Below are 24,486 nucleotides of genomic sequence, written 5' to 3' on the forward strand. Positions count from 1 at the left end.
CCGATGTGTCTGTGTTCAGTGATCGAACAGCTTCTGCACCACCGAGAAGTCCTTGTCGCCGAAGCCCTGGCGCAGCAGCAGGCGATACAGGCTGGTGGCCAGGCTGCCCATGGGCGTGCTGTTGCCGCTGACCAGCGCGGCTTCCTGGGCCAGGCCCAGGTCCTTGACCATCAGCGCGGTGAGGAAACCGCCTTCGTAGCCGCGCGTGGCCGGGGCATTCTCCATCACTCCCGGCCAGGGGTTGTAGACCTCCAGGGCCCAGTTGCCGCCGGAGCTGCGGCGCATGATCTCGGACAGCACGCGCGGATCGAGACCGTTGGCGACACCCAGCGCGAGAGATTCGGCGGTGCCGATCATCAGCACGGCGAGCAGTTGGTTGTTGCACACCTTGGCGACCTGGCCGGCGCCGTCGGAACCGGCATGGAAGATGTTGCGGCCCATGGCGGAGAACACCGGTTTCGCTTGTTCGAGCACGTCGGCGTCACCGCCGACCATGAAGGTCAGGGTGCCGGCGATGGCACCACCGACGCCGCCGGACACCGGCGCGTCGAGCATCGGGATGCGCAGCTCGGCAGCGGCCTTGTGCACCTTGCGCGCCGAGGCCGGGGCGATGGTCGAGCATTCCAGTACCAGGGTGCCGGGGGCGATGTGCCGGAGCAGCCCTTCGTCGCCGAGGTAGAGCCCTTCGACGTGGTGGCTGGCCGGAAGCATGGTGATTACCACGTCAGCCCCGTCGACCGCGTCGTGGGCGCTGCGCGCGGCATTGGCGCCCAACGGCACCAGGCCGTCGATGGCGCTCTGCACCAGGTCGAAGACCCGCAGCAGGTAACCGGCCTTGAGCAGGTTGGCGGCCATGGGCGCGCCCATGTGGCCGAGGCCGATGAAGGCTATCTGTTTCATCCGCGTTCTCCTCTGGTTGCCAGGGTGAACGCGTCGATGTTGTCCACTGGGCTCCCGCGTTCGCGGGAGTGACGGGGACGGGCGCGGTGCTCATACCCGTCTTCCCCGCGAATGCGGGGACCCAGCAGATAGCCGATCGGGAAGGGCGGGGGGATCAGAGATCCGCCAGCGGGTGCGCGCCCTCCCAGGTCGCCTCGAAATGCGCGTCCACCACTGCCTCAGGTATGGCAGCGATATCCGGCCAGTGCCAGTGCGGCGCGTTGTCCTTGTCGATCAGGCGCGCGCGCACGCCTTCGGCGAACTCCGGATGGCGGCAGCAGTTCAGGCTCATCGCGTATTCCATGCGGAACACCTCGGCGAGCGACGAATGGCGGGCGCGGCGGATCTGCTCCCAGACCAGCCGGGCAGTCAGCGGGCAGCCACTGGCCATGGTCCGGGCGGCCTTCGCCAGCAGCAGGTCGGCGTCGTTCTGCTTGGCGGCGAGGGCCTGCCAGGCGTCGGCGGCGTTGGCCACGTCGAGCAGCGCGTCGAGCCGTTCGCGGCGCGGCAGCAGCTGGGCCTCGGGCAGTTCGCCTCGGGCTTCGTGCTCCAGGGCGCGCAGCAGGCTGTGCAGTTGCACTTCGGGCTGCTCGCGCCAGTTCAGTTGCACCAGCCCGGCGAGCAGGGCGTCCTGCTGATTGTCGAGGAGGAAGCGGTCGGCGAGGTCGAGGTCCAGCGCGTCGCGGGCGTTCAGCTGGGTCGCGCCCAGGCCGAGGAACAGACCCAAGCGACCCGGCAGGCGGGCGAGGAACCAGCTGGCGCCGACGTCCGGGTACAGGCCGATGCCGATTTCCGGCATGGCCAGGCGGCTGGAAGGGGTGACGATGCGCACGCCGGCGCCCTGCATCAGGCCCATGCCGCCGCCCATCACGTAGCCGTGGGCCCAGCAGATCAGCGGCTTGCCGTAGGTATGGATGAGGTGGTCGAGGCGGTATTCGTCGGCGAAGAAGCGACGTGCCAGTTCGGGCACCTCGCCGGGGTGTTCGCGGCAGGCATCGACCAGCTTGCGTACGTCGCCGCCGGCGCAGAATGCCTTGGCGCCGGTGCCGCGCAGCAGCACGCAGGCGATGTGCGGGTCCTCGCGCCACAGCTTCAGGCGCTGGGCCAGGGCCTCGATCATCGGCAGGCTGAGGGCGTTGAGGCTCTTTTCCGCGTCCAGGGTGGCGATGCCGATGCGGAAGCCGTGGAGCCCGGAGCGTTCCTCGAATAGTACGTTCATGGCCCTTTCCTTATTTGTTGCGCCAGTTCGGCTCGCGCTTCTCGAGGAAGGCATTGACGCCTTCGCGGGTGTCGTCGGCGTCGAACAGGTCGACGAAGCTCTCGCGCTCCTCGCTCAGCCAGGTGTTCGGCCCACGCTCGCGGGCGCCCTGGATCAGCGGCTTGATGGTGCGTACCGCCACCGGGCTCTGCCGCGCCACCTTGGCCGCCAGCAGCAGGGCGGTGCCGCGGGCTTCGCCGCTGTCCACCACCTGCTCGACCAGGCCGATGCGCTGCGCGGTATCGGCGTCGATGCGCTCGCCGCAGAGAATCATGCGCTTGGCCCAGCCTTCGCCCACCAGCCAAGCCAGCGCCTGGGTGCCGCCGGCACAGGGCAGCAGGCCCACCGCGGCTTCCGGCAGGGCCATCTGCGCGTGACGCTCGGCGATGCGGATGTCGCAGGCGAGGGCGCACTCCAGGCCGCCGCCCATGGCGTAGCCGTTGATCGCGGCGATGGACACGCCACGGAAGTCGCGCAGGGCCTCGAAGGCTTCGCCGAAGCGGCGGGCCATTTCGCGGGCGCGGGCCTTGTCGCCGTCGGCGAACATGTTCAGGTCGGCGCCGGCGGAGAAGAACTTCGGCCCCTGGCCAGTAATCACCAGAGCGTAGATGTCGTCGTCGCGGTTCAGGTGCTCGACCAACTGGCGCAGGCCGATCAGCGAGTCGCGGTCCCAGGTGTTGGCCGGCGGATGGTTGATGGTGATCAGCGCGGTGTGGCCGTGCTTCTCCACGGTGAGCTTGTGGGTCAGGTCGAAGAGGCCGGGCTTGTAGGGTTCGACGGCGGTGCTCATGGCGTTCTCCTTATCGATGGCCGCGCTCGGCGGGCGTATGTCGGTGGACTCTAGGCGGGCGCGGTTGCGCGCGTCCATGTCCGATCTGTTCGATTGCGCCCGCGAGGGCGGGCGGATTTTCCAGTAGGAGCGAGCAAGCTCGCCCCTACTGGGGAAACATCAGAGCAGCCTGTCCAGCATCCCGCCCTGGTCGAGCAGGCGACGGGCGACTATCACCCGCATGATCTCGTTGGTGCCTTCGAGGATCTGGTGCACGCGGCTGTCGCGCACCCAGCGCTCGAGTGGGTAGTCGTTCAGGTAGCCGTAGCCGCCGTGCAGCTGCAGCGCCTCGTTGCACAGGGCGAAGCAGCGATCGGTGGCAAAGCGCTTGGCCATGGCGCAGTAGAGCGTGGCCTCGCCGTCCTTGTGGTCCAGCTTGTGCGCGGCCAGGCGCACCATCTGCCGACTGGCGGTGAGGTCGGTGAGCATGTCGGCGAGTTTGAACTGCAGGGCCTGGAACTCGGCCAGGGCCTTGCCGAACTGCTTGCGCTCCTCGACGTAGCGCAGCGACTGCTCCAGCGCTGCCTGGGCCGCACCGAGGGAGCAACTGGCGATGTTCAAGCGGCCGCCATCCAGGCCCTTCATGGCATAGACGAAGCCCTGGCCTTCCGGGCCGATGCGGTTGCCTGCCGGGATGCGTACGCCCTCGAAGGTGATGGTGCGGGTCGGCTGGGCCTTCCAGCCCATCTTGTCTTCGTTGCGGCCGTAGCGGACGCCTTCGGCGTTGGCCGGCACCAGGAAGCAGGAAATGCCCTTGGCGCCGTCCTCGCCGGTGCGCGCCATGACGATCAGCACGTCGGTGGAGCCGGCGCCGGAGATGAAGGTCTTGGCGCCGTCCAGCACGTATTCGTCGCCGTCGCGGCGGGCGCGGGTGCGCAGATGTGCGGCGTCGGAACCGGCGTCCGGCTCGGTGAGGCAGTAGGAGGCGAGCAGTTCGCCGCCGATCAGGCCGGGCAGCCACTGTTCCTTGAGCGCGGCGTCCCCGAAGGAGGCGAGCATCCAGCTGGCCATGTTGTGGATGGTCATGTAGGCGGTGGTGGCGACGCAGCCAGCGGCCAGTTGCTCGAAGATCAGCGAGGCGGACAGCCGCGACAGGCCCAGGCCGCCGTCGTCCTCGGCGATGTACAGGCCCAGGTAGCCCTGCTCGGCGGCGCGGCGAATCACCTCGACCGGGAAGTGGTGCTCGCGGTCCCAGTCCGCCGCGTGCGGCGCCAGTTCGCGCGAGGCGAAGGCCCGGGCGCTTTCCACCAGCAGGCGCTGTTCTTCGCTGAGATCGAAATCCATGGGGGAGCTTCCTCGGTTTGTTCTTGTGAAGTGGGACAGCTTGCAGCGGTTATAGCGCGAGCCGGGGGGCGCTGTGGATTGACGATCTTGCTCGCGAGATGGACGATCTTGGCGTTGAACAATGCATTATCGAGGTCGTGATCGCGATGTCCGGCAGTCCGCTCCTGTCCACCTGGCCCCTGCCGCAGCAGGGCGTCCGTTTCATCACGCCGCCGCGCCTGCGCCGCGCGTTGGCCCGTCACCCGCTCGGTCAGGCCTGCTATCCGCTCGCCCTGGGCTACTACCCGGCGGCGTCCGGGCACCTCATGCAGCGCCAGGTTCCCGACGATCATCTGCTGATCTACTGCAGCGCGGGGGAGGGTTGGCTGGAGATCGGGGATGGACGATTCGATGTCATGGCTGGCGACCTGCTGGTGTTGCCGAAGGGCCAGGCGCACGCCTATGGCGCTTCCGCCGAGCGGCCCTGGTCGATCTTCTGGGTACACCTGGAAGGCGGGCTGGCCGAGGAGTTCCTGCGGCCGCTGGGCAAGTCGCCGCGCCTGCGCATCGGCGTGCAGCCGCGCCTGCGCGGGGAGTTCGACGCCTTGCTGGCGCTGCGTCGCCAGGGCTTGAGCCTGCCGCACTTCATCCACGCCGCGCATCTGTTGCAAAGCCTGCTCACGTCCCTGGCGCTGCGCCCGGTGCGGGCGCGACTGAAGTCAGGCGGGGTGCTGGATATCGAAGCGGTACAGGCGCTGATGCGCGAGCACCTGGATTCGACGCTCAACCTCGACGAACTGGCTGCGCAGTTCCACTTGTCGCGTTTCCATTTCGCCAAGACCTACCGGGCGCTGACCGGCCAGGCGCCGATCCAGGATTTCATCCGCTTGAAGATGACCCATGCCTGCCGCCTGCTCGACCAGGGGCATCTGGAAGTGCGCCAGGTCGCCGAGCAGCTCGGCTATGCCGATGCCTACTACTTTTCGCGGTTGTTCAAGCGCGTGGTGGGCATGGCGCCCAGTCACTACCGGGCGCTGCACCAGGGCTGATCAGCGGTTGCCGAGCAGTTGGCGCCAGCCCTGGAAGTCGCCGGCCAGCTCTTCGCGCAGGCGCTCCATCGAGGTCGGCAGCGCGGGGCAGAGGCTGCGCAGGCGGGCGAAGGCCGGCAATTTCGCCAGGGCGTCGTCGGCCAGCTGCGGGTTGCGCAGGTGGTGGGCGATCTGCACCAGGTCGGCCAGGTCGATCTCACCGGTCGTTTCGCGGCTCCAGCAGGTGCGCTGGCGGGCGCATTCGATCAGGTTGGTGGGCAGCTTCCAGACGGTCATGATGACCACGCCTATGTCGCCGGACAGCCACTCGCACAGCTGATTCAGCGAATCCTGCTCGCGCGACTGCTGCGGCCAGCGCTCCAGTTCGGCGAGCAGCGGCAGGCTGCCGACGTCCTGCAGCAGGCCGCCAAGCAGGGCTTCGTCGATCTCCACGCGCTCGCAGCGCTGGGCCAGCGCTGCGCTGTACGCAGCGCGTTCGAGGGCGGCTCGCCAGCGGGCGCGAAACACCTGCTGCAGGGCCGACTCCTTGCCGATGTAGAGGTTGCGTATGGCGAAGCCGGTTACGAGGCTGGCCAGGCGACGGATGCCCAGGCGCGCCAAAACGTCGCGCAGCGGCGCGCCGGGGCGGGTGCCGCGCAGCAGCGGGCTGTCGGCGAACTGCATGAGGTAGGCGGCCAGCGGCGGGTCGGCCTTGATCGTCTGCGCCAGTTGCTCCAGCGAGGCTTTCGGGTCAGCCAGCAGGCGGCGCACGCGAAGATAGGCCTCGGGCATCTGCGGGATCTTCGCCTCGCCTTTCAGGAAACGGTTGTACAGCGCGAAGCGCATGGCTTCGGCGCTCATCGGCTTAGGCGGGTTTTCCGCGTTTTCCATGTCGGCCTGCCGGATTGACAAGGGGGTCGGGCTTTTCTAGGGTGCGCCGGCCATGTTTCATCAGGTGTCCCATGACCGAGAGCGACGATCGTATCAAACTGGAAGCAAGCTGGAAGGAAGCCCTGCGCGACGAATTCGACAAGCCCTATATGCATGAGCTGAGCGAATTCCTACGCAGTGAGAAAGCCGCCGGCAAGGTGATCTACCCGCCGGGGCCGCTGATCTTCAACGCACTCAATTCGACGCCGCTGGACCGTATCAAGGTGGTGATCATCGGCCAGGATCCCTACCACGGGCCGGGCCAGGCCCATGGGCTGTGCTTCTCTGTGCAGCCGGGCGTGCCGACGCCGCCGTCGTTGCAGAACATCTATAAGGAGCTGCAGCGCGACCTGAACATCCCCATCCCCGCGCACGGCTACCTGCAGCACTGGGCCGAGCAGGGCGTGCTGCTGCTCAACACCTCGCTGACAGTCGAGCAGGCGCGCGCCGGCTCGCACGCCAATGCCGGCTGGCAGCAGTTCACCGATCGGGTGATCCAGGTGGTCAGCGAGCGGTGCGACGGACTGGTGTTCCTGCTCTGGGGCTCGCATGCGCAGGGCAAACAGAAGTTCATCGACGCGCAGAAGCACCTGATCCTCAAGTCGGCGCATCCGTCGCCGCTTTCGGCCTACCGCGGCTTCCTCGGTAACGGCCATTTCAGCCGCGCCAACAAGTTCCTCGAACAGCACGGCAAGACGCCTATCGACTGGGCATTGCCGGCGCTAGGTTGAAATCAATAAAAAAGGCGCTGCCGGATAACCCGGCAGCGCCTTTTTTATTGAGTTGCACTTAGCCGCGCATCATTTCCTTGAGGATCTTCTCCTGGTCGCGGAATTCCTGCTGGCGAGCATCCAGCTTGGCGGCCAGGGTGAAGTTGCCGCCGGCGCGGCGCTTGGCGAAGTCCAGTTGCTCGATGGCCGAAGGGTAGTCGCCGGTCAGCGCCAGGTACTCGGCGCGCGCCTGGTGCACGCCGATGGCGTTGCCGTCGATGGTGCGGGCGTCGGCCAGGCGGCTCCAGACGTCCGGGTCGAGCGGGCGGGCCTGGGTCAGCTTGATCAGGATCTTCTCGGCGTCGGCCGCGCGGTTGAGCTTCATCAGCACGTCGGTCTGGGCCTGGATCAGCGGGTAGCTGTCGGGGTACTGGCCCAGCAGGCGCTGCACGCGGGAGAGGGCGTCGTTCAGCTTGTTCGCGGTGATGTCCAGGTCGACCTGGGCGAGGTTGTAGGCCAGTTCATTGGGCGCCTTGGCCAGCAGCGGTTGCAGGGTGGCGCGAGCTTCGTTGAGCTGGCCGATGCGGGTCTGCGACAGCGCCAGGCCGTAGCGCGCGGCATCGAGCTTGGGATTGTCGTCGAGCATGGCGCGGAAGCGCTTGCCGGCCATGCCGGGCATTTCCTCGAAGATCAGCTGCACGCGGGCGCGCATCAACTGGTAGCGCAGGCTGTCTTCCTTGCCGCTCGACGGGTATTGCTCGGCACGATTTCGGGTGTCGGCGATACGCGAGTCGGTAACCGGGTGGGTGAGGAGGAATTCCGGCGGCTTGGCGTCGTAGCGGTACTGCCGCGCCAGGCGCTCGAACATGGTCGGCATGGAGCGCGGGTCGTAGCCGGCGCGAACCATGTTGACCACGCCGACGCGGTCGGCTTCCTGCTCGTTCTGCCGGGAGAAGCGCAACTGGTTCTGAATCGCCGCCGCCTGGGTCGAGGCGATAGTGGCGATGCCGGCATCACCGGCGCCGGCGGCGGCCGCGACGATACCGGCGAGCATCGCTGCCATTACCGGCAACTGCATCTGTTTCTGCGCTTCCAGGCCGCGGGCGAAGTGGCGCTGGATCAGGTGACCCAGTTCGTGCGCCAGTACCGCGGCGTACTCGCCTTCGGTTTGCGCATAGAGGAACAGGCCGCCGTTCACCCCGATGACTCCGCCGGGTGCGGCGAAGGCGTTGATCTGCGGGTCCTTGATGAGGATGAAAGCCAGGCGGTGGTCCTGCAGGTCGCTGGTTTCGGCCAGGCGATAGACGCTGGATTCGACGAAATCCTTGATCTGCGGGTCGTTGATCGAGTCGACCTGGTTGCGCAGCATGCTCAGCCAGGCGCGACCGAGCTGGAACTCCTGCTCCTGGGAGACGATGGACGAGCTGGAGTCGCCCAGGGACGGCAGGTCGTCCGCCACGGTGGGCATGGCCAGCAGGCAGGCAAGCGACAGCAGGGCAGGGCGCAGTACTTTCATGTACATGAGGCTCGTTCCGGGAAAGGCACTACTTTAGCCGCAGGCTGTCGCCACTGCCTAGGTTATGGCGGGGCGTCGCGGCGGGACAGGAAGCGATCCGACTACCTTTCTAGGCCGTGGGGCTGAAGGTTTGCTTAAGGTCACGCGGGTGCGCGCGAGCCGGGCAGTTTTCCAACGGATTCGGTATTCTTGGGCGCCTTGCCCGGAGACCACGACATGCCAGCCGATATTCATTGTGACGCCGAGCTGGATGCCAGCGGTCTGAATTGTCCCCTGCCGCTGCTCAAGGCCAAGCTGGAACTCAATCGCCTGGCCAGCGGTCAGGTGCTCAAGGTCATCGCCACCGACGCCGGTTCGCAGCGCGACTTCCGCGCCTTCGCCGAACTTGCCGGGCACCAGCTGCTGCGCGAAGAGGCCGACCAGGGCCAGTACCGCTACTGGCTGCGCAAGAAGTAACCCCGCCCGGGCCCGCGCCCGGGCGTTTCCATTTCGCAGGACTCCCGATGCTCAAAGTTCTACAAGGCTGGATGCAGCGCTACTTTTCCGACGAGGAAGCAGTGGTGCTGGCAGTCATCCTGGCGCTTGGTTTCACCGTCGTCCTGGCCTTCGGCAGCATGCTTGCGCCGGTGCTCGCGGCCATGGTCGTGGCCTTCCTGATCAAGGGCCTGCAGGGCCAGCTGGAACGCCTGCGGGTGCCCAGGCTGTTCGCCCTGTGGCTGGTCTACGCGCTCTTCCTGGGAATGCTCGGGTTGTTCCTGCTGGTGCTGGTGCCGCTGATCTGGAAGCAGCTGTTCACCCTCGTCAACGAGATGCCGCGCATGCTCGGCGAGTGGCAGTCGGTGCTGCTGATGCTGCCCGAGCGCTACCCGGAGATGGTCAACGAGGAGCAGGTGCTCAAGGTGATAGAAACGGCGCGCAGCGAGTTGGGCCAGCTCGGCCAGTGGGCGCTGACCTTCTCCCTCTCGGGCCTGCCGATCCTGGTCAACGCCATGATCTACCTGGTGCTGGTGCCGATCCTGGTGTTCTTCTTCCTCAAGGATCGCCGGCGCTTCCAGCTCTGGTTCCGTCGCTACCTGCCGCGCGAGCGCGGGCTGATGAAGCAGGTCTGGGTGGAGATGGACAAGCAGATCGCCAACTACATCCGCGGCAAGGTCATCGAGATCGTCATCACCGGCGCCGCCAGCTACGTCGCCTTCGTCGTGCTCGGCCTGAACTACGCCGCGCTGCTGGCCCTGCTGGTGGGCCTGTCGGTGGTGGTGCCTTATATAGGCGCGCTGGTGGTCACAGTGCCGGTGGCGCTGATCGGCCTGTTCCAGTGGGGCTGGGGCGACCAGTTCATCTACCTGATGGTGGCCCACGCGGTGATCCAGGCGCTGGACGGCAACGTGCTGGTGCCGCTGCTGTTCTCCGAGGCGGTGAACCTGCACCCGGTGGCGATCATTTGCGCGGTGCTGCTGTTCGGCGGCCTGTGGGGCTTCTGGGGCGTGTTCTTCGCCATCCCCCTGGCAACCCTGGTGAAGGCGGTGCTGGACGCTTGGCCGAAGCAGCCGGAGCTGCAGCCGCAGGTCAGCCCGCTGATGTAAACGAAAAAGGCCGCTGGAAAGCGGCCTTTTTCATGCTGCGACGCAAGGGTCAGGCCTTGGCCAGTTCCTGTGCGGCGGCAAGCACGGCATCGACATGGCCGGGCACCTTGACCCCGCGCCACTCGTGACGCAGCACGCCCTTGGCGTCGATCAGGAAGGTGCTGCGGTCGACGCCCATGTATTCCTTGCCGTAGAGCTTCTTCAGCTTGATCACGTCGAACAGCTGGCAGAGCGCCTCGTCCTTGTCGCTGATCAGCTCGAAGGGGAAGCACTGCTTGGCCTTGAAGTTCTCGTGGGACTTCAGGCCGTCGCGGGAGACGCCGAAGATCACCGTGTTGGCCTTGGCGAAGGCCTCGATCTGGTCGCGGAAGCCCTGGCCTTCGGTGGTGCAGCCGGGGGTGCTGTCCTTGGGGTAGAAGTACAGCACTACCTGCTGGCCCTTCAGTGCCGAGAGTTGCACCTGCTGGCCACTGGTGGCAGCGGCCTGGAAGTCGGTGACGGGTTTGTCGAGTTCAACGGCCATGCGGTTCTTCTCCTTACGGGTGCTGCGGGCGCCAGGGTTCGATCAGCGCGTCGAGGTTCAGTGCATCGGCGAAGTCGAGGAACTGGTCGCGCAGCCAGCTGATCTGGGTGCCGGCCGGCAGCGTCACGGTGATGGTGGCGTTGAGCATGCTGGTGTTGGTGTGCGGCGCCTGGTAGGTGTCGCAGGTCAGGTTCTCCAGCTCGATGTTGTGGTCGATGAAGAACTGGCACAGCTCGTTGAGGATGTCCGGGCGGTACACCGCGCTGACATAGGCCACGTAGGGCAGGGCCTGGGCGCGGGTCACGTGGGCGTTGCTGCGGGTCACGCTGAGGGTGAAACCATGGCGCTTGGCCAGCGCCGGCAGGCCGCCTTCCAGGCGGGCCAGGGCGTCCCAGCTGCCGGAGACCTGCAGAACAAGCGCGCTGAACTCGCCGTGGCGGGTCAGGCGGCTGCTGATGACCGAGCAGCGGTTGTCGATGCAGGTGCGGCAGAGCACGCTGGTCAGCTCCATGGGGTTGGGCCCCAGGGCACTGATCAGGAGGAATTGTTCACGGGGGTGGGAGGCGGACATGCAGCTTTCCTGGGATGGGCGACCGAAGGGGCCGCGTCGACAAAGGGGAAAGGGTAGCGAAAAGCGGCCGCAAGGGGAATGTCCGGTATGCGCCGGACGCCGCGCTCAGCTTGTGCAAGGCAGGTGGCCCCAGTACCATTACGGCTTTCTTTTTCCGGCAGGAGCGGTTGCATGATTGCGGGCAGTATGGTGGCGCTGGTCACCCCCTTCGATGCTCAGGGTCGACTGGATTGGGACAGCCTCGCCAAGCTGGTGGACTTCCACCTGCAGGAAGGCACCAACGCCATAGTTGCAGTCGGCACCACGGGTGAATCGGCGACCCTCGATGTGAACGAACACCTCGAGGTCATCCGCCGCGTCGTCGACCAGGTCAATGGCCGCATCCCGGTGATCGCCGGTACCGGCGCCAACTCCACCCGCGAGGCGGTCGAGCTGACCGAGGCGGCCAAGAGCGGCGGCGCCGATGCCTGCCTGCTGGTCACCCCGTACTACAACAAGCCGACCCAGGAAGGCCTGTACCAGCACTTCCGCCACATCGCCGAAGCCGTGGCCATCCCGCAGATCCTCTACAACGTGCCGGGCCGTACCGCCTGCGACATGCTGCCGGAGACCGTCGAGCGCCTGTCCAAGGTGCCGAACATCATCGGTATCAAGGAAGCCACCGGCGACCTGCAGCGCGGCAAGGAAGTCCTGGACCGCGTCGGCAAGGATTTCCTGGTCTACTCCGGCGATGACGCCACCGCCGTCGAGCTGATGCTGATGGGCGGCAAGGGCAACATCTCGGTGACCGCCAACGTCGCCCCGCGCGCCATGAGCGACCTGTGCGCCGCCGCCATGCGTGGCGACGCCGCTGCCGCCCGTGCGATCAACGACCGTCTGATGCCGCTGCACAAGGCGCTGTTCATCGAATCCAATCCGATTCCGGTGAAATTCGCCCTGCACGAGATGGGCCTGATCCCCGAGGGCATCCGTCTGCCGCTGACCTGGCTCAGCTCGCGTTGCCAGGAACCGCTGCGTCAGGCCATGCGCCAGACCGGCATTCTGGCCTGACGGAGAGCGATTGCATGAAGCGACTGGCAGGACTGACCGCGCTCGCCCTGATCATTGGCAACACCACTGGCTGCAGCTGGTTGTGGGGCAAGGACGGCTACTTCCGCGACCGCGGCACCGATTACCTGGATTCCCGCGAAACCGCACCGATGAAGGTGCCGGAAGGCTTGCATACCAAGCCTCTGGACCCGCTGCTGCCGATTCCAATGAACGTCGCCGACAGCCACGAGAAGGCCGGTGAGTTCGAGGTGCCGCGCCCGGTGGCTCTGGCCACTACCGGCGCCAGCTCCAGCGATTACAGCCTGCAGAAGAGCGGCGATTCGCGGTGGCTGATCGCCCAGCGCCCGCCGGCGGAAGTCTGGCCGGTCGCCCACCAGTTCTACCAGGACAACGGCTTCGCCTTCGCCGAGGAAAAACCGCAGACCGGCGAGTTCACCACCCGCTGGCAGCCGCTGACCTCGCTGTCCGCCTCGCTGTCCCGTCGCCTGAGCAGCCGCGTGGCTGGCATCGACCCGAGCAGCGAGGCGCGCGTTCGCGTGCGCATCGAGCCGGGCGTGCAGACCAACACCAGCGAAGTCTACGTGCTCAGTGAAACCCGTCCGGCCGGCAGCAATGCCAGCCAGGACTGGCCGAGCAAGCCGGTCGTCCCGGCACTCGATGCCGCTCTGCTCGACGAAATGCTGGCCAACATGGCCACCACCTCGGAGAAAGGCGGTTCGGTTTCCCTGCTGGCTGCGCACTCCACCTTCGACACCCCCGGCAGCGTAGTTCTGGACAAGGACGGCAACGGCAACCCGATGCTGACCATCGACTCCGACTTCGACCGCGCCTGGGTCAGCGTCGGCCGCGCTCTGGACAAGGCCGACGTTCGCGTAGACGACATCAACCGCAGCCTCGGCGTGTACTACGTGAACGTCGCCGAAGGTGCGAAGAAGCTCGACGAAGACAAGAAGCCGGGCTTCTTCAGCCGCCTGTTCGGCGCCAGCGAAGAGAAGGCCAAGGCCGAGGAAGAGAAGAAGGCCCAGCGCTACCAGGTTCGCCTGACCAGTGTGAACAACACCGTGCAGGTAACCCTCGACAAGGACATCAACACCTCCGCGCCGACCGATGTTGCGCAGAACGTGCTGGAAAAAATTCAAGAGAGCATGCGTGATGCACTTCGCGGTCCTGGGGAGCGGAAGCCGGGGCAATTCGGCCTTGGTGAGAAGTTCTGACGCCCGCGTCCTGATCGATTGCGGCTTTCCGCTGCGTGAAACCGTCAAGCGACTGGCTCGCCTGGGTATCGAACCCGGCGAGCTGGACGCGATCCTGGTCACGCACGAACACGCCGATCATGTGCATGGCGTCGAATTGCTCGCCCGGCACCACCGGATACCCGTCTACCTCAGCGCCGGAACCCTGCAGGGACTGCGCAAGCCATTGGAGCCCGCCGGGCTGTTGACGGCCGGTCAGCGTCTGCAGATCAAGGACATGGAAATCACCGCCGTCGGCGTCGCCCACGATGCCCGCGAGCCCTTGCAGTTCGTGCTTTCCGATGGTCGGCGGCGATTCGGTCAGTTGACCGATCTGGGGAGCGTCACCGCCGAAGTGCTGGAGTGCTATCGTGGCCTGGATGCGCTGGTGGTCGAGGCCAACCACGACAGCGAGATGCTCGCCCGTGGTCCCTATCCCTACCCGCTGAAGGCCCGCGTGGGCGGCCAGTGGGGACACTTGAACAACCAGCAGGCCGCCGACCTGGTCGCGGCGCTGGACTGGGAAGGGCTGCAGCACCTGGTGCTGGCCCACCTCAGCGAAAAGAACAACACGCCGCAGCTGGCCCGGCAATGTTTCGTCGACACCCTCGGGTGCGACCCGGACTGGCTGCAGGTAGCCGATCAGCATTCGGGGCTCGACTGGCGCGAGATCGCCTGACCCCATCAACCTAGCAAGCGGAGCCCATCATGGAAAAACGCGAAGAACTTTATCGCGGCAAGGCCAAATCGGTTTACACCACCGACGACGCCGACCGCCTCGTCCTGCTGTTCCGCAACGATACCTCGGCGTTCGACGGCAAGCGCATCGAGCAGCTGGATCGCAAGGGCATGGTGAACAACAAGTTCAACGCCTTCATCATGCAGAAGCTGGAAGAAGCCGGCATTCCCACCCAGTTCGACAAACTGCTGTCGGACAACGAGGTGCTGGTGAAGAAGCTGGCGATGATTCCGGTCGAGTGCGTAGTGCGCAACTACGCCGCCGGCAGCCTGGTGCGCCGCCTGGGTGTGGAAGAGGGCCTGCAGCTGACGCCGCCGACCTTCGAGCTGTTCCTGAAGAACGACGCCCTGGGCGACCCCTTCATCAACGAATCCCACGTCCAGGCCTTCGGCTGGGCGACCCTCGAGCAACTGGCGCAGATGAAGGCCTACTCCTTCAAGGTCAACGAAGTGCTGAACAGGCTCTTCGACGACGCCGGCCTGCTGCTGGTCGACTTCAAGCTGGAGTTCGGCGTGTTCCACGGCCAGATCGTCCTTGGCGACGAGTTCAGCCCGGACGGCTGCCGCCTGTGGGACAAGGAAACCCGCAAGAAGATGGACAAGGACCGCTTCCGCCAAGGCCTGGGCGACGTGATCGAAGCCTACGAGGAAGTCGCGCAACGCCTCGGCGTTCCGCTCTAACCTGTTCAAAGCGCGCAAGCGACTGAAAGAACGCGAAAATTTCCAAAAGAAAGCTTCGCGTTCTGCAATCAAGCTGGTATCATGCGCGCCGCACGGAGAGATGCCGGAGTGGTCGAACGGGACGGATTCGAAATCCGTTGAGTCAGCAATGGCTCCTAGGGTTCAAATCCCTATCTCTCCGCCATTACATATGGCCAGAACCCCTGAAATGCCTAGCGTTTCAGGGGTTTTGTCTTTTCTGGGGGGAGTCTCTAGGGAATGCCAGCAGGTAGGCGTGGTAATGGCGATCTGCTAGCGTTCCCGGTGTGAACTCCAGATCAAGGCCGGAAATGGGATCAGCAGTCGGAAAGGGATTGTCATTCGCTCGGCGCATCTACCCGCCGCGCACCGTTGGGCTGGGTATCGGCTTCTTCTGTGTGGCCGCTGCGCTACAGCCGCTGGGGATGCCCCTGTGGGGCTGGGGGCTGCTGGTTTTCAACGGATTTCTCTGGCCGCATCTGGCCTATCAGTTGGCGCGCCATTCTCGGCAACCGTACCAGGCCGAGCGCCGCAACCTCTTGCTGGACTCGCTGTTCGGCGGCTTCTGGGCCGGCGCCATGCAGCTCAATCCGCTGCCTAGCGTGACCATCCTGTCGATGATGGCGATGGACAACATCGCTGCCGGCGGACTGCGCTTCTTCCTGCTCGGCAGCCTGGCGCAACTGCTCGGCCTGTCGCTCGCCGTGGCGCTCTTCGGCTTCACCTTCATCTCCGTGGCGACTCCGCTGCAGGTGTACGCCTGCCTGCCAATGCTGGTGATCTATCCGCTGGCGGTCGGCGGGGTCAGTTTCAGCCTGGCCAAGCGTCTCTCCGATCACAAGAAGGCCTTGCGCGCGGTGAGTCGCACCGACAGCCTGACCGGGCTGCTCAACCACGGCAGCTGGATGGACCAGCTGGAAAGCGAGTTCCAGCGCTGCCGCCAGCAGCACACCCGCTCCAGCATCGCACTCATCGACATCGACCGCTTCAAGAACGTCAACGACACCTACGGGCACGTGCTGGGTGACATGGTTATCGCCGAGCTCAGCCGCGTCCTGACCCATACGCTGCGCGATACGGACACGCCCGGCCGCTACGGCGGCGACGAGTTCTGCGTAATCCTCCCTGGCACCACGCAGTCCCTGGCGGTGGAAGTGATGCAGCGCCTGCGGCAGAACTTCGCCAAGGTGCGTTTCGAACTGCATCCGGACCTGATGGTGAGCCTGAGTATCGGCGTCGCCTCCTACAGCCCCTACCAGGTGGATGCCTGCGCCTGGCTCAACGAGGCCGACCGCGCCTTGTACCAGGCGAAGAACCAGGGGCGCGATCAGGTGGTGCTCGGCAAGCCCATGGCTCAGCCGCAGTAGCCGTCCATCTTCAAGCGGTTCTTGTCGCTGGGGTCGGCCTGGTACTGCTGACGCCAGAACTGGCAGGGCGCGCTGTTGAAGCGTTTGTCCCGCTCGCTCTGCTCGACCTTCTGATTCTGCTCACCCTGCAGCTTGCGCTGGGTGTCCAGGTATTGCTGGAACATGGCCGCGTTGGCGTCTTCGGCGGTGGGGCGCGCGGGTGCTGGCGCTGGCAGCAGGCGCTTCGCAACTTCGGCCGGAGCCTGGGGCAGGTAGCGATAGAGCAGAGCGCAACTGAGGGCTACGGCAGCGAAGCCGAGCCAGATGCCGGCGGCAATGCCGAGGGCCAGTTTCCAGGTGCTGAATCCAGGTGTGGACATGGCGGCTCACGTCAGAGGGTAAGCCGCCACTGATAGCGCATTTCCGCCGACGGCATCAACCGGCGGAAGATTCGTACGCCTCCAGGGCGCGCAGCGAGTAGACATAGGCCGCGCCCGCGTTCATGGCGATGGCCGTGGCAAGTGCCTGCGCCACTTCCGCTTCGCTCGCGCCGGCCTTGCGTGCAGCCTCTGCATGCACCCCGATGCAACCGTCGCAGCGAGTGGTGATGGCCACGGCCAGGGAGATGAGTTCGCGGGTCTTGGCGTCCAGCGCATCGCCGTCCGCCGCGGCGGCATCCAGCGCCTGGTAGGCGGCGATCATTTTTGGATGCTTCTTGCCCAGGGCGCCGAAGGCTTTCTTCACCGCGGGAACGTATTCGGACCAGTTGAACAGCATGGCGGCAGCTCCTTTCTTCGGGATCGGAGCATGCAGCGTAGTCCGGCGTCGATGGGTGCGCCGGCCAGGTCAGCTGGCGTCGAGGATTTCGTAGACCTGCTTGCCCACCTGCAACTCGTCGCCCGGCTGGTGATTGAGCAGGGCGCCACCCAGTGGCGAGCGCGGGCTGATGACGAGGATCTCCTGGCCATCCAGCGCCACCTTCAGACCGGCGGCGTCCGGGCCGAGGAACAGCCACATATGGCGGTCGTCCTGATCTGCCAGCTGCACCAGCGCGCTGGTCTGCACGCCCTGGTCCGGGTCGAAGTCGCGCAGTACCAGGTTCTGGAAGCGCGCCAGGGCCTGGCGGATCTCCTCGACACGGCGCGATTGCCCGGCGGCCAGGTAGGCGGCCTCCAGGCCGAGCGTGTCGTACTTGTTTTCGGCGACGTTTTCCTCGTGAGTGGCGGCCTCGTGGGCCGTGCGGGCGGCGCCCACGGCGATGTCCAGGTCGGCTTCGAGGCGGTCGAGGATCAACTGGTAGACGCGTTTCTTGTCCATGGCGGCGGCGAGCGGGGCGGAAAGGGCGCCTATCGTAGTGGCTTTCGCCGGCGCGGGCGAATCCGCATCTCAAGATTTCCCCGTGCCGGTCGATAGCAGGCTGCATACCCGGAAAAGGAACCCGGACATGATTGTGTCTCCATCTAGCTCGAACTATGTGATCTCGGTCTCCACCAACGCCTCGTCAGGTAATGGCGCGGGAATGGCTGACACCGCCAAGGACGAGACTACGACGCGCCAGGCCGTGCCTACTGGCCGCTCTTCCGCCGCAAGCGGCAGTGCCTCGGCGGGCGGCTCGTCCACTACCGTGCAGCAACTGCAGAAGCGCCTCAAGGAACTGCAGAAGCAGCTCCAGCAGGAGCAGCAAGAACTGTCCGCCGCCCAGGCGCGACACTATTCGTCCGATGCCGAGCGCACCGCCGCGTTGATGGCGATTCAGAGCCGCATCGCCAGTACCAGCGCAGCGCTGCAGACGACCGCCGCAGCGCTCGTCCAGGCGCTTCAGAAAGGTGGCGGCGGCGCCGGCTCGCTGCTGAGCGCCACCGCCTGAGCCGAGCCGGCATCAATAGCCGGCGAGTACGCTGACCACCGCGCCGGTGGCGATCGCGATCAGCACGTAGTCGCCGTTGACGTACAGCCAGCGATGATCGCGCGGCGGTGCATACAGATGGCGCGCGTGCCAGTCGGTGACCCAGTAGCGGTCGCTACGGTAGACCGGCTGCACCACCCACCCCCTGCGCCACTCCCGATGCGGCACCGGCATGCCGGGGCGCGGCTGGTAATGCGGATCGCGGTAGTAGCGCGGGTCCGCATGGCCGGAGCGGCCGTGGTCATGGCCCGGCTTCGGCGGTTGACCGTAGCCCGGCGGGCGATGGTCGGGGCCTCGATCCGGGCCCGGTTGGGCGAAGCTGCTCAGCGGGCCGGCCAGGGCAAGGGCGGCACAGAGCAGGGCGAGAGTCTTTTTCATGTTGGGCTCCTGGAGCGCCGGTCCGGCGCGTTCATCGGGTCGCGTCCGCGTCGAGCGATTGCCGCGCGGTTGCAAACTCTGACTGCGCAGGCCCGTCAAGAAACGCCAAGCAGTGGTAAAGGTCGGGTAAAGACGCAGGCTTCGGCTCATTTCACGTTCTGTGGAAATATCACTTTGTGTGATATAAATGATGAAATTTCACCAAGGAGGCGCGCGCCATGAGTGCCCTGATCCAGGACAGTCCGTCGCCCGACATCGTTCTTGCCAAGGCCGTTCTGGCTGCCCGCGAGCAACTGGGCATGACCCAGCAGGAGCTGGCCGATATCGTCGGTGTGGACCGCAGCGCGGTGAGCCGCTGGAAGGGCGCTGGCCTGCGAGTCAACAGCAAGACCGGCGAGTTGGCGCTGCTGCTGGTGCGTATCTATCGCGCGCTGTTTGCCTTGTTCGGCGGCAACCTTGAGGACATGCGCCACTTCCTGCGCACCGACAACCATCACCTGGGCGGCGTGCCGCTGCAGCTCATGGAACAGGTGCAGGGCCTGGTACAGGTGGTGGAATACCTCGACGCCATTCGGGGCAAAGTCTGAATGGCTTCCGACGCGGGCGCCGAGCTCTGGCGGCGTTGCCAGGGCGAGCAGACGATCACGCCGCTGCGCGGCAAGCTGGTGCGCCTGGTGGAAAGCCAGGAGCAGGTCGCGACCCTGCAATTGGTGGATACCCTCGAGGAGCAGGCGCTGCTCGAGGAACTGATCGAAACCAGCAAGCCACGCCTACCGCAGACGGCCACCGATCTGCATTACCTGCTCAAGACACCGTTCCGCTATCCGCCGCTGCGCTGGGGTTCACGCTTCGGTCGGCGCCACGAGCCGAGCCTGTTCTACGCCGCCCTGCGCCTGGAAACCGCGATGGCCGAAGGCGCCTATTACCGCTTCGTGCTGTGGGAGGGCATGAGCAGCCCGCCGCCCAGCGGACGCATTCTTTCCGAACATGCGTCCTTCGAGGCGCGTTTCCAGGTGCAGCGGGGTGTGCGCCTGCAACAGGCGCCCTTCGCCGAACATGCTGCGAAGCTGGAAGATCGGCAGGACTACGGGCTGACCCAGGGCCTGGGCAGTGCGATGCGCGGTGCCGGGGTCGAGGCGTTCGAGTATCGTTCGGCGCGTTGTCCGCTGGGTGGACTCAATGCGGCGCTGTTCGCGCCGTCGGCCTTCGTCGATCGGCGCCCGCGCAACTTGCAGCCCTGGCTGTGCGAAACCACGGGCGACTATGTGGCCTATAAGCAGGCGCAGGTGCCGGATGCGCCGCGGTTGTTCCCGCGCGAGACATTCCTGGTGGATGGACGACTGCCGTACCCGGCCTGACCGTTTGTCGTCCTTTGCTGTCGGATCGGTCTGAAGGGTTTAGCTTATGGGGCTGGCCAGCAAGGAGCGCCGCCATGGATGTCCGCCTGGAAGCCCATCCCCATGACCGTCAGCAATGGCGCGTCTACCTGAATCAGCAGTTCTTCTTCCAGTACTCGAACAAGCTTGCCGCGCAGCGCATGTTCGAGCGCGTTCGCCTGTCGCTCTGCGATGTTGCACCACCCTGGCACAAACCGCCGTCGACGCCTGTCGTCGAGCGCCGCCGAGGCTCTCGCCAGTACGTCTGAAACGCCCCGGAAAAGCCCCTGGTATGCCGCTTTGCCGCCCTGAATTGAGGCGGTCTGCGGCCGTGTGCCGCAGACTTGTGCACATCGCGCGTGCGCCCTGTCAAGCCTTTGAGAAAATCTTCCGCAAGCCTTTGATTTTTCACTTTACATTCATAAGTTATTGAAAATATTATTGTTTTTCTGTTGGTGAAAAAATCGACAATCTAAGCCGCGGCCCCGCAGGGCAAGGCGTATAAGACGTTTTCATCATCTTATCCACGAAGTTATCCACAGCTTCTGTGGATTGTCCCAAGCGCTTGCTTCCGGCCACCTTTGTCAAGCCTTTCCAGGCCGTTGCCAGGGACTTTTTCGTCGCTCATCGCTGCTACCATGGCGCGCAACTTTCCTTCCCGCCGTCTGTTCCGGAGCCTGCGAATGCCCATTGACCTGCCCAACCTGCTGATCGGATTGCTCGCCGGGATGCTGCCGCTGGCCGGGCTCGCCTGGCGCCTGCGCGAGCGGCTGGCCGAGCGCGAGGGCGAGCTGGCCCTGATAGGCGAGCGCCTGGCTACCGCGCAATTGGCACAGGACGGCCTCGGTGCGCAGTTGGAAGCCGAGCGCGATGCCGTCCAGACCCTCAACGGCCGCAATGGCGAGCTGTTGGCGGAGGCGGCGGCGCTGCGTCGAGAAGTCGAGCTGCGCCGTACCGAACGCGAGCGCCAGGTGCAGGCGGAGCGCGCCTGGCAGAGCGAGCGCGAGGGCAAGGAAGAGGAGCTGCGCCGTCTGGCCGCCGAACGCGCGTCCCTGGCGGCCGAGTTGCGCGAGCAGCAGGAAGGCCATCAGCAGCGCCTGGGCGATCTGCAGTCGGCTCGTGATGAGTTGCGCGCGCAGTTCGCCGAGCTGGCCGGGAAGATCTTCGAGGAGCGCGAGCAGCGTTTCGCCGAGAACAGTCAGCAGCGCCTGGGGCAATTGCTCGATCCGCTGAAGGAGCGCATCCAGGCCTTCGAGAAGCGTGTCGAGGAAAGCTATCAACAGGAGGCGCGCGAGCGCTTCTCGCTGGGCAAGGAACTGGAGCGCCTGCAGCAGCTCAACCTGCGCCTGGGCGAAGAGGCGACCAACCTGACCCGTGCGCTCAAGGGCCAGAAGACCCAGGGCAACTGGGGCGAGCTGGTGCTGGAGCGGGTGCTGGAGCATGCCGGGCTGGAGAAGGGCCGCGAGTATGAGACCCAGGTCAGCCTGCGCGCCGCCGACGGCGAGCGCTTCCAGCCCGACGTGTTGATCCGCCTGCCTGGCGACAAGCAGGTGGTGGTGGATGCCAAGGTCAGCCTGACCGCCTACCAGCAGTTCGTCGCCAGTGACGACGAGGAAATCCGCCTGCAAGCGCTGAAGCAGCACGTGCAGTCGCTGCGCAACCATGTGAAGGGCCTTTCCGGCAAGGATTACCGGCGCCTGGAAGGCCTGCACAGCCTGGACTTCGTGCTGCTCTTCATGCCGGTGGAAGCTGCATTTTCCGCCGCCCTGCAAGCCGAACCGAACCTGTTCCAGGAGGCGTTCGAGCGCAACATCGTGATCGTCAGCCCGACCACCCTGCTAGCCACGCTGCGGGTGATCGACAGCCTGTGGCGCCAGGAGCGGCAGACGCAGAACGCCCGCGAGATTGCCGAGCGCGCCGGCGCGCTGTACGACAAGTTCGTGCTTTTCGTGCAGGACCTGGATGAAGTGGGCTCGCGCCTGCAGCAGCTGGACAAGGCCTACGCCTCGGCCCGCAACAAGCTCTGCGAAGGGCGTGGCAACCTGATCAGCCGTGCGGAGCAGGTCAAGCTGCTCGGCGCGCGGGCCAGCAAGAGCCTGCCGGGCGACTGGCTGGAGCGGGCGCTGGGCGACGAGCCGCAGGTGCTTGAAGGCGAGTAATCCGGCGTATACCGGTCGGTATGCGCGGTGCCTGCTCTTGGTAGGAGCGGACCTTGTCCGCGATTCGCGGCCATGGGCCGCTCCTACAGGTTTCGGCGCCATTCGCGGATGAGATCCGCTCCTACAGGATCGCTAGAACAGCGAATACGGCTTTCCGGCGGTGCCATCGGCGAAGCGCCGCAGGCGGAAGGCGTGCAGGTCCAGGCCTGGCTGGCCGTCGAGCAGCCACTGGCGCATCAGTTGGCCGACGATCGGCCCCATGGCGAATCCGTGGCCGCAGAAGCCGGTGGCCACCAGCAGGCCCGGCACTTCGCTCGGGGCGTCCAGCACCGGGATGCCGTCGGGCAGCACGTCGATCATCCCGGCCCAGCTCTCCACCACTTTCACATCACGCAGTGCTGGGAAGGCCTTCGCCAGGTTGCTCTGCGCATCCAGCACGCGACGCTGGTTGACCGCTACCTGCGGGTCGCGCTCGCCGATCACCGGGCCATTGCGCTGTCTCTCCGAGCCCGGCAGGCGTTGGCGCAGGTCCTGGAGCAGCTTGCCGTTGAGCTTGAAGGCGAAGCTTGCGCGGTTGTCCGGCAGGTGCGGCAGGTACCACTTTGCCGCACGCAGGTAGTCGAGGCTGAGGTCGATATCGGCCTGGGTTTCGTCGGCCAGGTTGAAGCTGCCGTCGGCGCGCTGGCGGATTCCGATACCGTGACCGATAAAGCTCTGCGCGCCGATATGCGGGCCGGGGCTGGTGCGCGATACCGTGCAGCGCACGGCTTGCTGCGGCAGTTCCAGGCCGATGCTCTGCAGCAGGCGCCAGCTGCTGGCGCCGGCGGCGACCAGCAGATGCTTCGTCTTCACGTAACCGCGTTCGGTCTGCACGCCGCAGATGCGTCCGGCGGCGAGATCGATGCCGCTCACGCCACAGCCTTCGACGAACACGGCGCCGCGCTCACGGGCGCGCAAGGCATATGCAGGTGCGACTCGGCGTGGTTCGGCCTGCCCGTCGTTGGCGGTGTACAGGGCGCCAAGGCCCGTGTCGGAAAGGCCCGGCATCAGCGCCTTCACTTCGGCGGGCGAGATCACGCGGGTGCCGAGTCCGAATTGTGCGGCGACCTTCAGCCACTCCTCATGGCGGGTGCGCTGCTCGGCGTTTTCGGCTAGGTACAGGCAACCGCCCTGGCGCCACTCCAGTGGCATTTGCAGTTCGCTTTCGAGGCGCTCCCAGAGCGGGATGGCCGCCATCATCAACGGCACTTCGGCGGGATCACGGGCCTGCTGGCGGACGAAGCCCCAGGCGCGGGTGGACTGCTGGCTGGCGAGGCCGGCCTTGTCGCAGACCAGCACGCGCAGGCCACGTTCGGCCAGTTCCCACGCGGTGGCGCAGCCCATGATGCCGCTGCCGGCAATGACCAGGTCGACTTCCTCGGGCAGGCGCGCGTCAGCGCTGGCGAGGGCGGGGTGCAGTGGATAGGTTCCGGTCGGCATCGGCGTTCCCTGTCGTACTCAATGGAGGGCCGAGTATGCCGGTGGCGAGCCGCGCCCATCCATGGGCGCGGGTCCGCGGGGACTCAGGCGCGCGCGGCGCGGCTGGCGGCCGGCGAGCGGGCGAGGTAGTCCAGCGCTTCCTGGGTGTTGGCCTCGTGGTCCGGGTGGTACCAGGGCTTGAAGTAGCGCAGGAAGCTGGTCGCCACCGAGGAGATCCTTGGCAGCAGGCCGCGCTTCGCGCTGTCGCGCCAGATGGCGAAGAAGCCGCGCGGCTTGGTCAGGCTCGGGTCCTGGCGAGCGATGGTGCGAGTGCCGAAGGCGAACAGCCAGACGATCAGCGGCCAGACCACGAACATCCACAGCTGGCGGCTGATGAAGCTGCCGCCCAGGTGCACGTGCAGGTCGTGGGCGACGTTGCGGTGCTCCACTTCCTCGGCGCCGTGCCAGCGGAACAGGTCGAGCAGCACCGGGTCGGCCTTGGCGCGGTCCAGCGCATCGGCCTCGAGAATCCACTTGCCGAGCACGCAGGTGAAGTGCTCGACGGCCGCGACTATCGCGCAGCGCTGGCCGATCCACCAGCGCTGCAGCCAGGGCCGGCGATTGAACAGCTGGTAGCCGAAGGGAGTGTCGCTAAGCATCTGTTCGAACAGGTAGTCCATCACCTTCAGGTACTTCGACGAGTCGATGTTATGCACCGACAGGTAGCGCTCCAGCGCACCGGAGTGCGCGCGCGAGTGCATCGCCTCCTGGCGGATGAAGCCCTGCACGTCGTCGCGCAGGCGGGCGTCCTTCACGAAGGGCAGGGCCTTGTTGTACAGGCGGCAGAACCACAGCTCGCCGGCCGGCAGCATCATGTGGATGACGTTGATCACGTGGGAGGCCTCGGCCTCGCCGGGGATCCAGTGCAGCGGCGAGTCGCTGTAGTCGAACTGGACCTTGCGCTGCACCAGGCGGTGATGATGGTCGATCATGG

The 24,486-nt window shown here is 65.9% G+C and carries 28 protein-coding genes and 1 tRNA gene; 15 read left to right on the top strand and 14 right to left on the bottom strand.

Features of this window, described 5'->3' with window-relative positions:
• Positions 1 to 15: 15 nt before the first annotated feature.
• From mmsB to ACA097_RS20735, 4 genes are all read right to left on the bottom strand, one after another.
• A complete protein-coding gene (mmsB, locus tag ACA097_RS20720; protein WP_371365715.1) occupies positions 16 to 900 on the bottom strand; it encodes a 3-hydroxyisobutyrate dehydrogenase in 885 nt (294 codons plus the stop codon).
• A gap of 154 nt (positions 901 to 1,054) precedes the next feature.
• On the bottom strand, positions 1,055 to 2,158 hold the full coding sequence (locus ACA097_RS20725; RefSeq protein ID WP_371365717.1) for an enoyl-CoA hydratase/isomerase family protein: 1,104 nt from the start codon (positions 2,156 to 2,158) through the stop codon (positions 1,055 to 1,057).
• A gap of 10 nt (positions 2,159 to 2,168) precedes the next feature.
• Positions 2,169 to 2,987 carry an enoyl-CoA hydratase gene (locus ACA097_RS20730; protein WP_371365719.1) on the bottom strand — a complete coding sequence of 273 codons (819 nt, stop codon included), beginning with the start codon at positions 2,985 to 2,987 and terminating at the stop codon, positions 2,169 to 2,171.
• 159 nt (positions 2,988 to 3,146) lie between these two features.
• Positions 3,147 to 4,310 (bottom strand): isobutyryl-CoA dehydrogenase, encoded by a 1,164-nt coding sequence (locus ACA097_RS20735; RefSeq protein WP_371365721.1) that lies wholly within the window; start codon positions 4,308 to 4,310, stop codon positions 3,147 to 3,149.
• Between the two features lie 146 nt (positions 4,311 to 4,456).
• Between ACA097_RS20735 and ACA097_RS20740 the strand changes: the two genes are divergently transcribed.
• The gene (locus ACA097_RS20740) at positions 4,457 to 5,338 is read left to right on the top strand and encodes an AraC family transcriptional regulator (RefSeq protein WP_043257571.1); all 882 of its coding nucleotides are present in this window, start codon (positions 4,457 to 4,459) and stop codon (positions 5,336 to 5,338) included.
• On the opposite strand, the gene ACA097_RS20745 is transcribed toward ACA097_RS20740, so the two are convergent.
• Complete coding sequence (locus ACA097_RS20745; protein WP_371365723.1) at positions 5,339 to 6,208, bottom strand: HDOD domain-containing protein; 870 nt, start codon at positions 6,206 to 6,208, stop codon at positions 5,339 to 5,341.
• Positions 6,209 to 6,279: 71 nt separating this feature from the next.
• Here ACA097_RS20745 and ung point away from each other — a divergent pair, with 71 nt between their 5' ends.
• Positions 6,280 to 6,978 (top strand): uracil-DNA glycosylase, encoded by a 699-nt coding sequence (gene ung / locus ACA097_RS20750; RefSeq protein ID WP_371365725.1) that lies wholly within the window; start codon positions 6,280 to 6,282, stop codon positions 6,976 to 6,978.
• Positions 6,979 to 7,036: 58 nt separating this feature from the next.
• On the opposite strand, the gene ACA097_RS20755 is transcribed toward ung, so the two are convergent.
• Positions 7,037 to 8,473: a M48 family metalloprotease gene (locus tag ACA097_RS20755; RefSeq protein ID WP_043257567.1), complete on the bottom strand. Its 1,437-nt coding sequence runs from the start codon at positions 8,471 to 8,473 to the stop codon at positions 7,037 to 7,039.
• A 216-nt stretch (positions 8,474 to 8,689) separates the two neighbouring features.
• Between ACA097_RS20755 and ACA097_RS20760 the strand changes: the two genes are divergently transcribed.
• Together ACA097_RS20760 and ACA097_RS20765 are read left to right on the top strand one after the other, a co-directional pair.
• Positions 8,690 to 8,929, top strand: a complete 240-nt coding sequence (locus ACA097_RS20760) for a sulfurtransferase TusA family protein (protein WP_043254063.1) — start codon at positions 8,690 to 8,692, stop codon at positions 8,927 to 8,929.
• Between the two features lie 47 nt (positions 8,930 to 8,976).
• Positions 8,977 to 10,056 (top strand): AI-2E family transporter, encoded by a 1,080-nt coding sequence (locus ACA097_RS20765; protein ID WP_043254062.1) that lies wholly within the window; start codon positions 8,977 to 8,979, stop codon positions 10,054 to 10,056.
• A 49-nt stretch (positions 10,057 to 10,105) separates the two neighbouring features.
• Here the strand turns inward: ACA097_RS20765 and ACA097_RS20770 are convergent, their stop codons facing one another.
• A complete protein-coding gene (locus ACA097_RS20770; protein ID WP_371365728.1) occupies positions 10,106 to 10,579 on the bottom strand; it encodes a peroxiredoxin in 474 nt (157 codons plus the stop codon).
• Between the two features lie 13 nt (positions 10,580 to 10,592).
• On the bottom strand, positions 10,593 to 11,150 hold the full coding sequence (locus tag ACA097_RS20775) for a glycine cleavage system protein R (RefSeq protein WP_043254060.1): 558 nt from the start codon (positions 11,148 to 11,150) through the stop codon (positions 10,593 to 10,595).
• 171 nt (positions 11,151 to 11,321) lie between these two features.
• Between ACA097_RS20775 and dapA the strand changes: the two genes are divergently transcribed.
• From dapA to ACA097_RS20805, 6 genes are all read left to right on the top strand, one after another.
• Entirely contained in the window at positions 11,322 to 12,200 is an 879-nt protein-coding gene (dapA, locus tag ACA097_RS20780; RefSeq protein WP_043254059.1) for a 4-hydroxy-tetrahydrodipicolinate synthase, read from the top strand.
• Positions 12,201 to 12,214: 14 nt separating this feature from the next.
• Complete coding sequence (gene bamC / locus ACA097_RS20785) at positions 12,215 to 13,414, top strand: outer membrane protein assembly factor BamC (RefSeq protein WP_371365730.1); 1,200 nt, start codon at positions 12,215 to 12,217, stop codon at positions 13,412 to 13,414.
• Positions 13,353 to 14,111, top strand: a complete 759-nt coding sequence (locus ACA097_RS20790) for an MBL fold metallo-hydrolase (protein WP_043254056.1) — start codon at positions 13,353 to 13,355, stop codon at positions 14,109 to 14,111. Before bamC ends, ACA097_RS20790 begins: the two co-directional genes overlap by 62 nt.
• Positions 14,112 to 14,140: 29 nt before the next feature.
• Complete coding sequence (gene purC / locus ACA097_RS20795) at positions 14,141 to 14,851, top strand: phosphoribosylaminoimidazolesuccinocarboxamide synthase (protein WP_371365732.1); 711 nt, start codon at positions 14,141 to 14,143, stop codon at positions 14,849 to 14,851.
• Positions 14,852 to 14,945: 94 nt separating this feature from the next.
• A tRNA-Ser gene (locus tag ACA097_RS20800) sits at positions 14,946 to 15,035 on the top strand.
• 145 nt (positions 15,036 to 15,180) lie between these two features.
• Positions 15,181 to 16,236 carry a diguanylate cyclase gene (locus ACA097_RS20805; protein WP_371365734.1) on the top strand — a complete coding sequence of 352 codons (1,056 nt, stop codon included), beginning with the start codon at positions 15,181 to 15,183 and terminating at the stop codon, positions 16,234 to 16,236.
• On the opposite strand, the gene ACA097_RS20810 is transcribed toward ACA097_RS20805, so the two are convergent.
• The 3 genes from ACA097_RS20810 to ACA097_RS20820 all read right to left on the bottom strand — a co-directional run bounded on the left by ACA097_RS20810 (position 16,224) and on the right by ACA097_RS20820 (position 17,532).
• A complete protein-coding gene (locus ACA097_RS20810) occupies positions 16,224 to 16,595 on the bottom strand; it encodes a hypothetical protein (RefSeq protein ID WP_371365736.1) in 372 nt (123 codons plus the stop codon). The genes ACA097_RS20805 and ACA097_RS20810 overlap by 13 nt on opposite strands.
• 55 nt (positions 16,596 to 16,650) lie before the next feature.
• Positions 16,651 to 16,992: a carboxymuconolactone decarboxylase family protein gene (locus ACA097_RS20815; RefSeq protein ID WP_043254049.1), complete on the bottom strand. Its 342-nt coding sequence runs from the start codon at positions 16,990 to 16,992 to the stop codon at positions 16,651 to 16,653.
• 69 nt (positions 16,993 to 17,061) lie between these two features.
• Positions 17,062 to 17,532 (bottom strand): GreA/GreB family elongation factor, encoded by a 471-nt coding sequence (locus ACA097_RS20820; RefSeq protein WP_160287939.1) that lies wholly within the window; start codon positions 17,530 to 17,532, stop codon positions 17,062 to 17,064.
• Between the two features lie 127 nt (positions 17,533 to 17,659).
• On the opposite strand from ACA097_RS20820, the gene ACA097_RS20825 reads away from it, so the two are divergent.
• Complete coding sequence (locus tag ACA097_RS20825) at positions 17,660 to 18,082, top strand: hypothetical protein (RefSeq protein WP_043254045.1); 423 nt, start codon at positions 17,660 to 17,662, stop codon at positions 18,080 to 18,082.
• A 12-nt stretch (positions 18,083 to 18,094) separates the two neighbouring features.
• Here ACA097_RS20825 and ACA097_RS20830 read toward each other — a convergent pair whose 3' ends face one another.
• On the bottom strand, positions 18,095 to 18,499 hold the full coding sequence (locus ACA097_RS20830) for an RcnB family protein (RefSeq protein ID WP_043254042.1): 405 nt from the start codon (positions 18,497 to 18,499) through the stop codon (positions 18,095 to 18,097).
• 218 nt (positions 18,500 to 18,717) lie between these two features.
• Between ACA097_RS20830 and ACA097_RS20835 the strand changes: the two genes are divergently transcribed.
• The 4 genes from ACA097_RS20835 (at position 18,718) to rmuC (ending at position 22,034) form a co-directional block, all read left to right on the top strand.
• Complete coding sequence (locus ACA097_RS20835) at positions 18,718 to 19,086, top strand: XRE family transcriptional regulator (protein ID WP_043254039.1); 369 nt, start codon at positions 18,718 to 18,720, stop codon at positions 19,084 to 19,086.
• Positions 19,087 to 19,857 carry an RES family NAD+ phosphorylase gene (locus ACA097_RS20840; RefSeq protein ID WP_371365739.1) on the top strand — a complete coding sequence of 257 codons (771 nt, stop codon included), beginning with the start codon at positions 19,087 to 19,089 and terminating at the stop codon, positions 19,855 to 19,857.
• A gap of 74 nt (positions 19,858 to 19,931) precedes the next feature.
• Positions 19,932 to 20,144, top strand: a complete 213-nt coding sequence (locus tag ACA097_RS20845) for a hypothetical protein (RefSeq protein ID WP_371365741.1) — start codon at positions 19,932 to 19,934, stop codon at positions 20,142 to 20,144.
• A gap of 528 nt (positions 20,145 to 20,672) precedes the next feature.
• The gene (gene rmuC, locus ACA097_RS20850) at positions 20,673 to 22,034 is read left to right on the top strand and encodes a DNA recombination protein RmuC (RefSeq protein ID WP_371370549.1); all 1,362 of its coding nucleotides are present in this window, start codon (positions 20,673 to 20,675) and stop codon (positions 22,032 to 22,034) included.
• 132 nt (positions 22,035 to 22,166) lie between these two features.
• Here rmuC and ACA097_RS20855 read toward each other — a convergent pair whose 3' ends face one another.
• Positions 22,167 to 23,513, bottom strand: coding sequence for an NAD(P)/FAD-dependent oxidoreductase (locus tag ACA097_RS20855; RefSeq protein ID WP_371365743.1), 1,347 nt, complete (start codon positions 23,511 to 23,513; stop codon positions 22,167 to 22,169).
• An 83-nt stretch (positions 23,514 to 23,596) separates the two neighbouring features.
• Complete coding sequence (locus ACA097_RS20860) at positions 23,597 to 24,484, bottom strand: metal-dependent hydrolase (protein ID WP_371365745.1); 888 nt, start codon at positions 24,482 to 24,484, stop codon at positions 23,597 to 23,599.
• Between the last annotated feature and the right edge of the window lie 2 nt (positions 24,485 to 24,486).

The sequence above is a fragment of the Pseudomonas sp. QL9 genome, assembly GCF_041409665.1.
Classification (GTDB): domain Bacteria; phylum Pseudomonadota; class Gammaproteobacteria; order Pseudomonadales; family Pseudomonadaceae; genus Pseudomonas; species Pseudomonas knackmussii.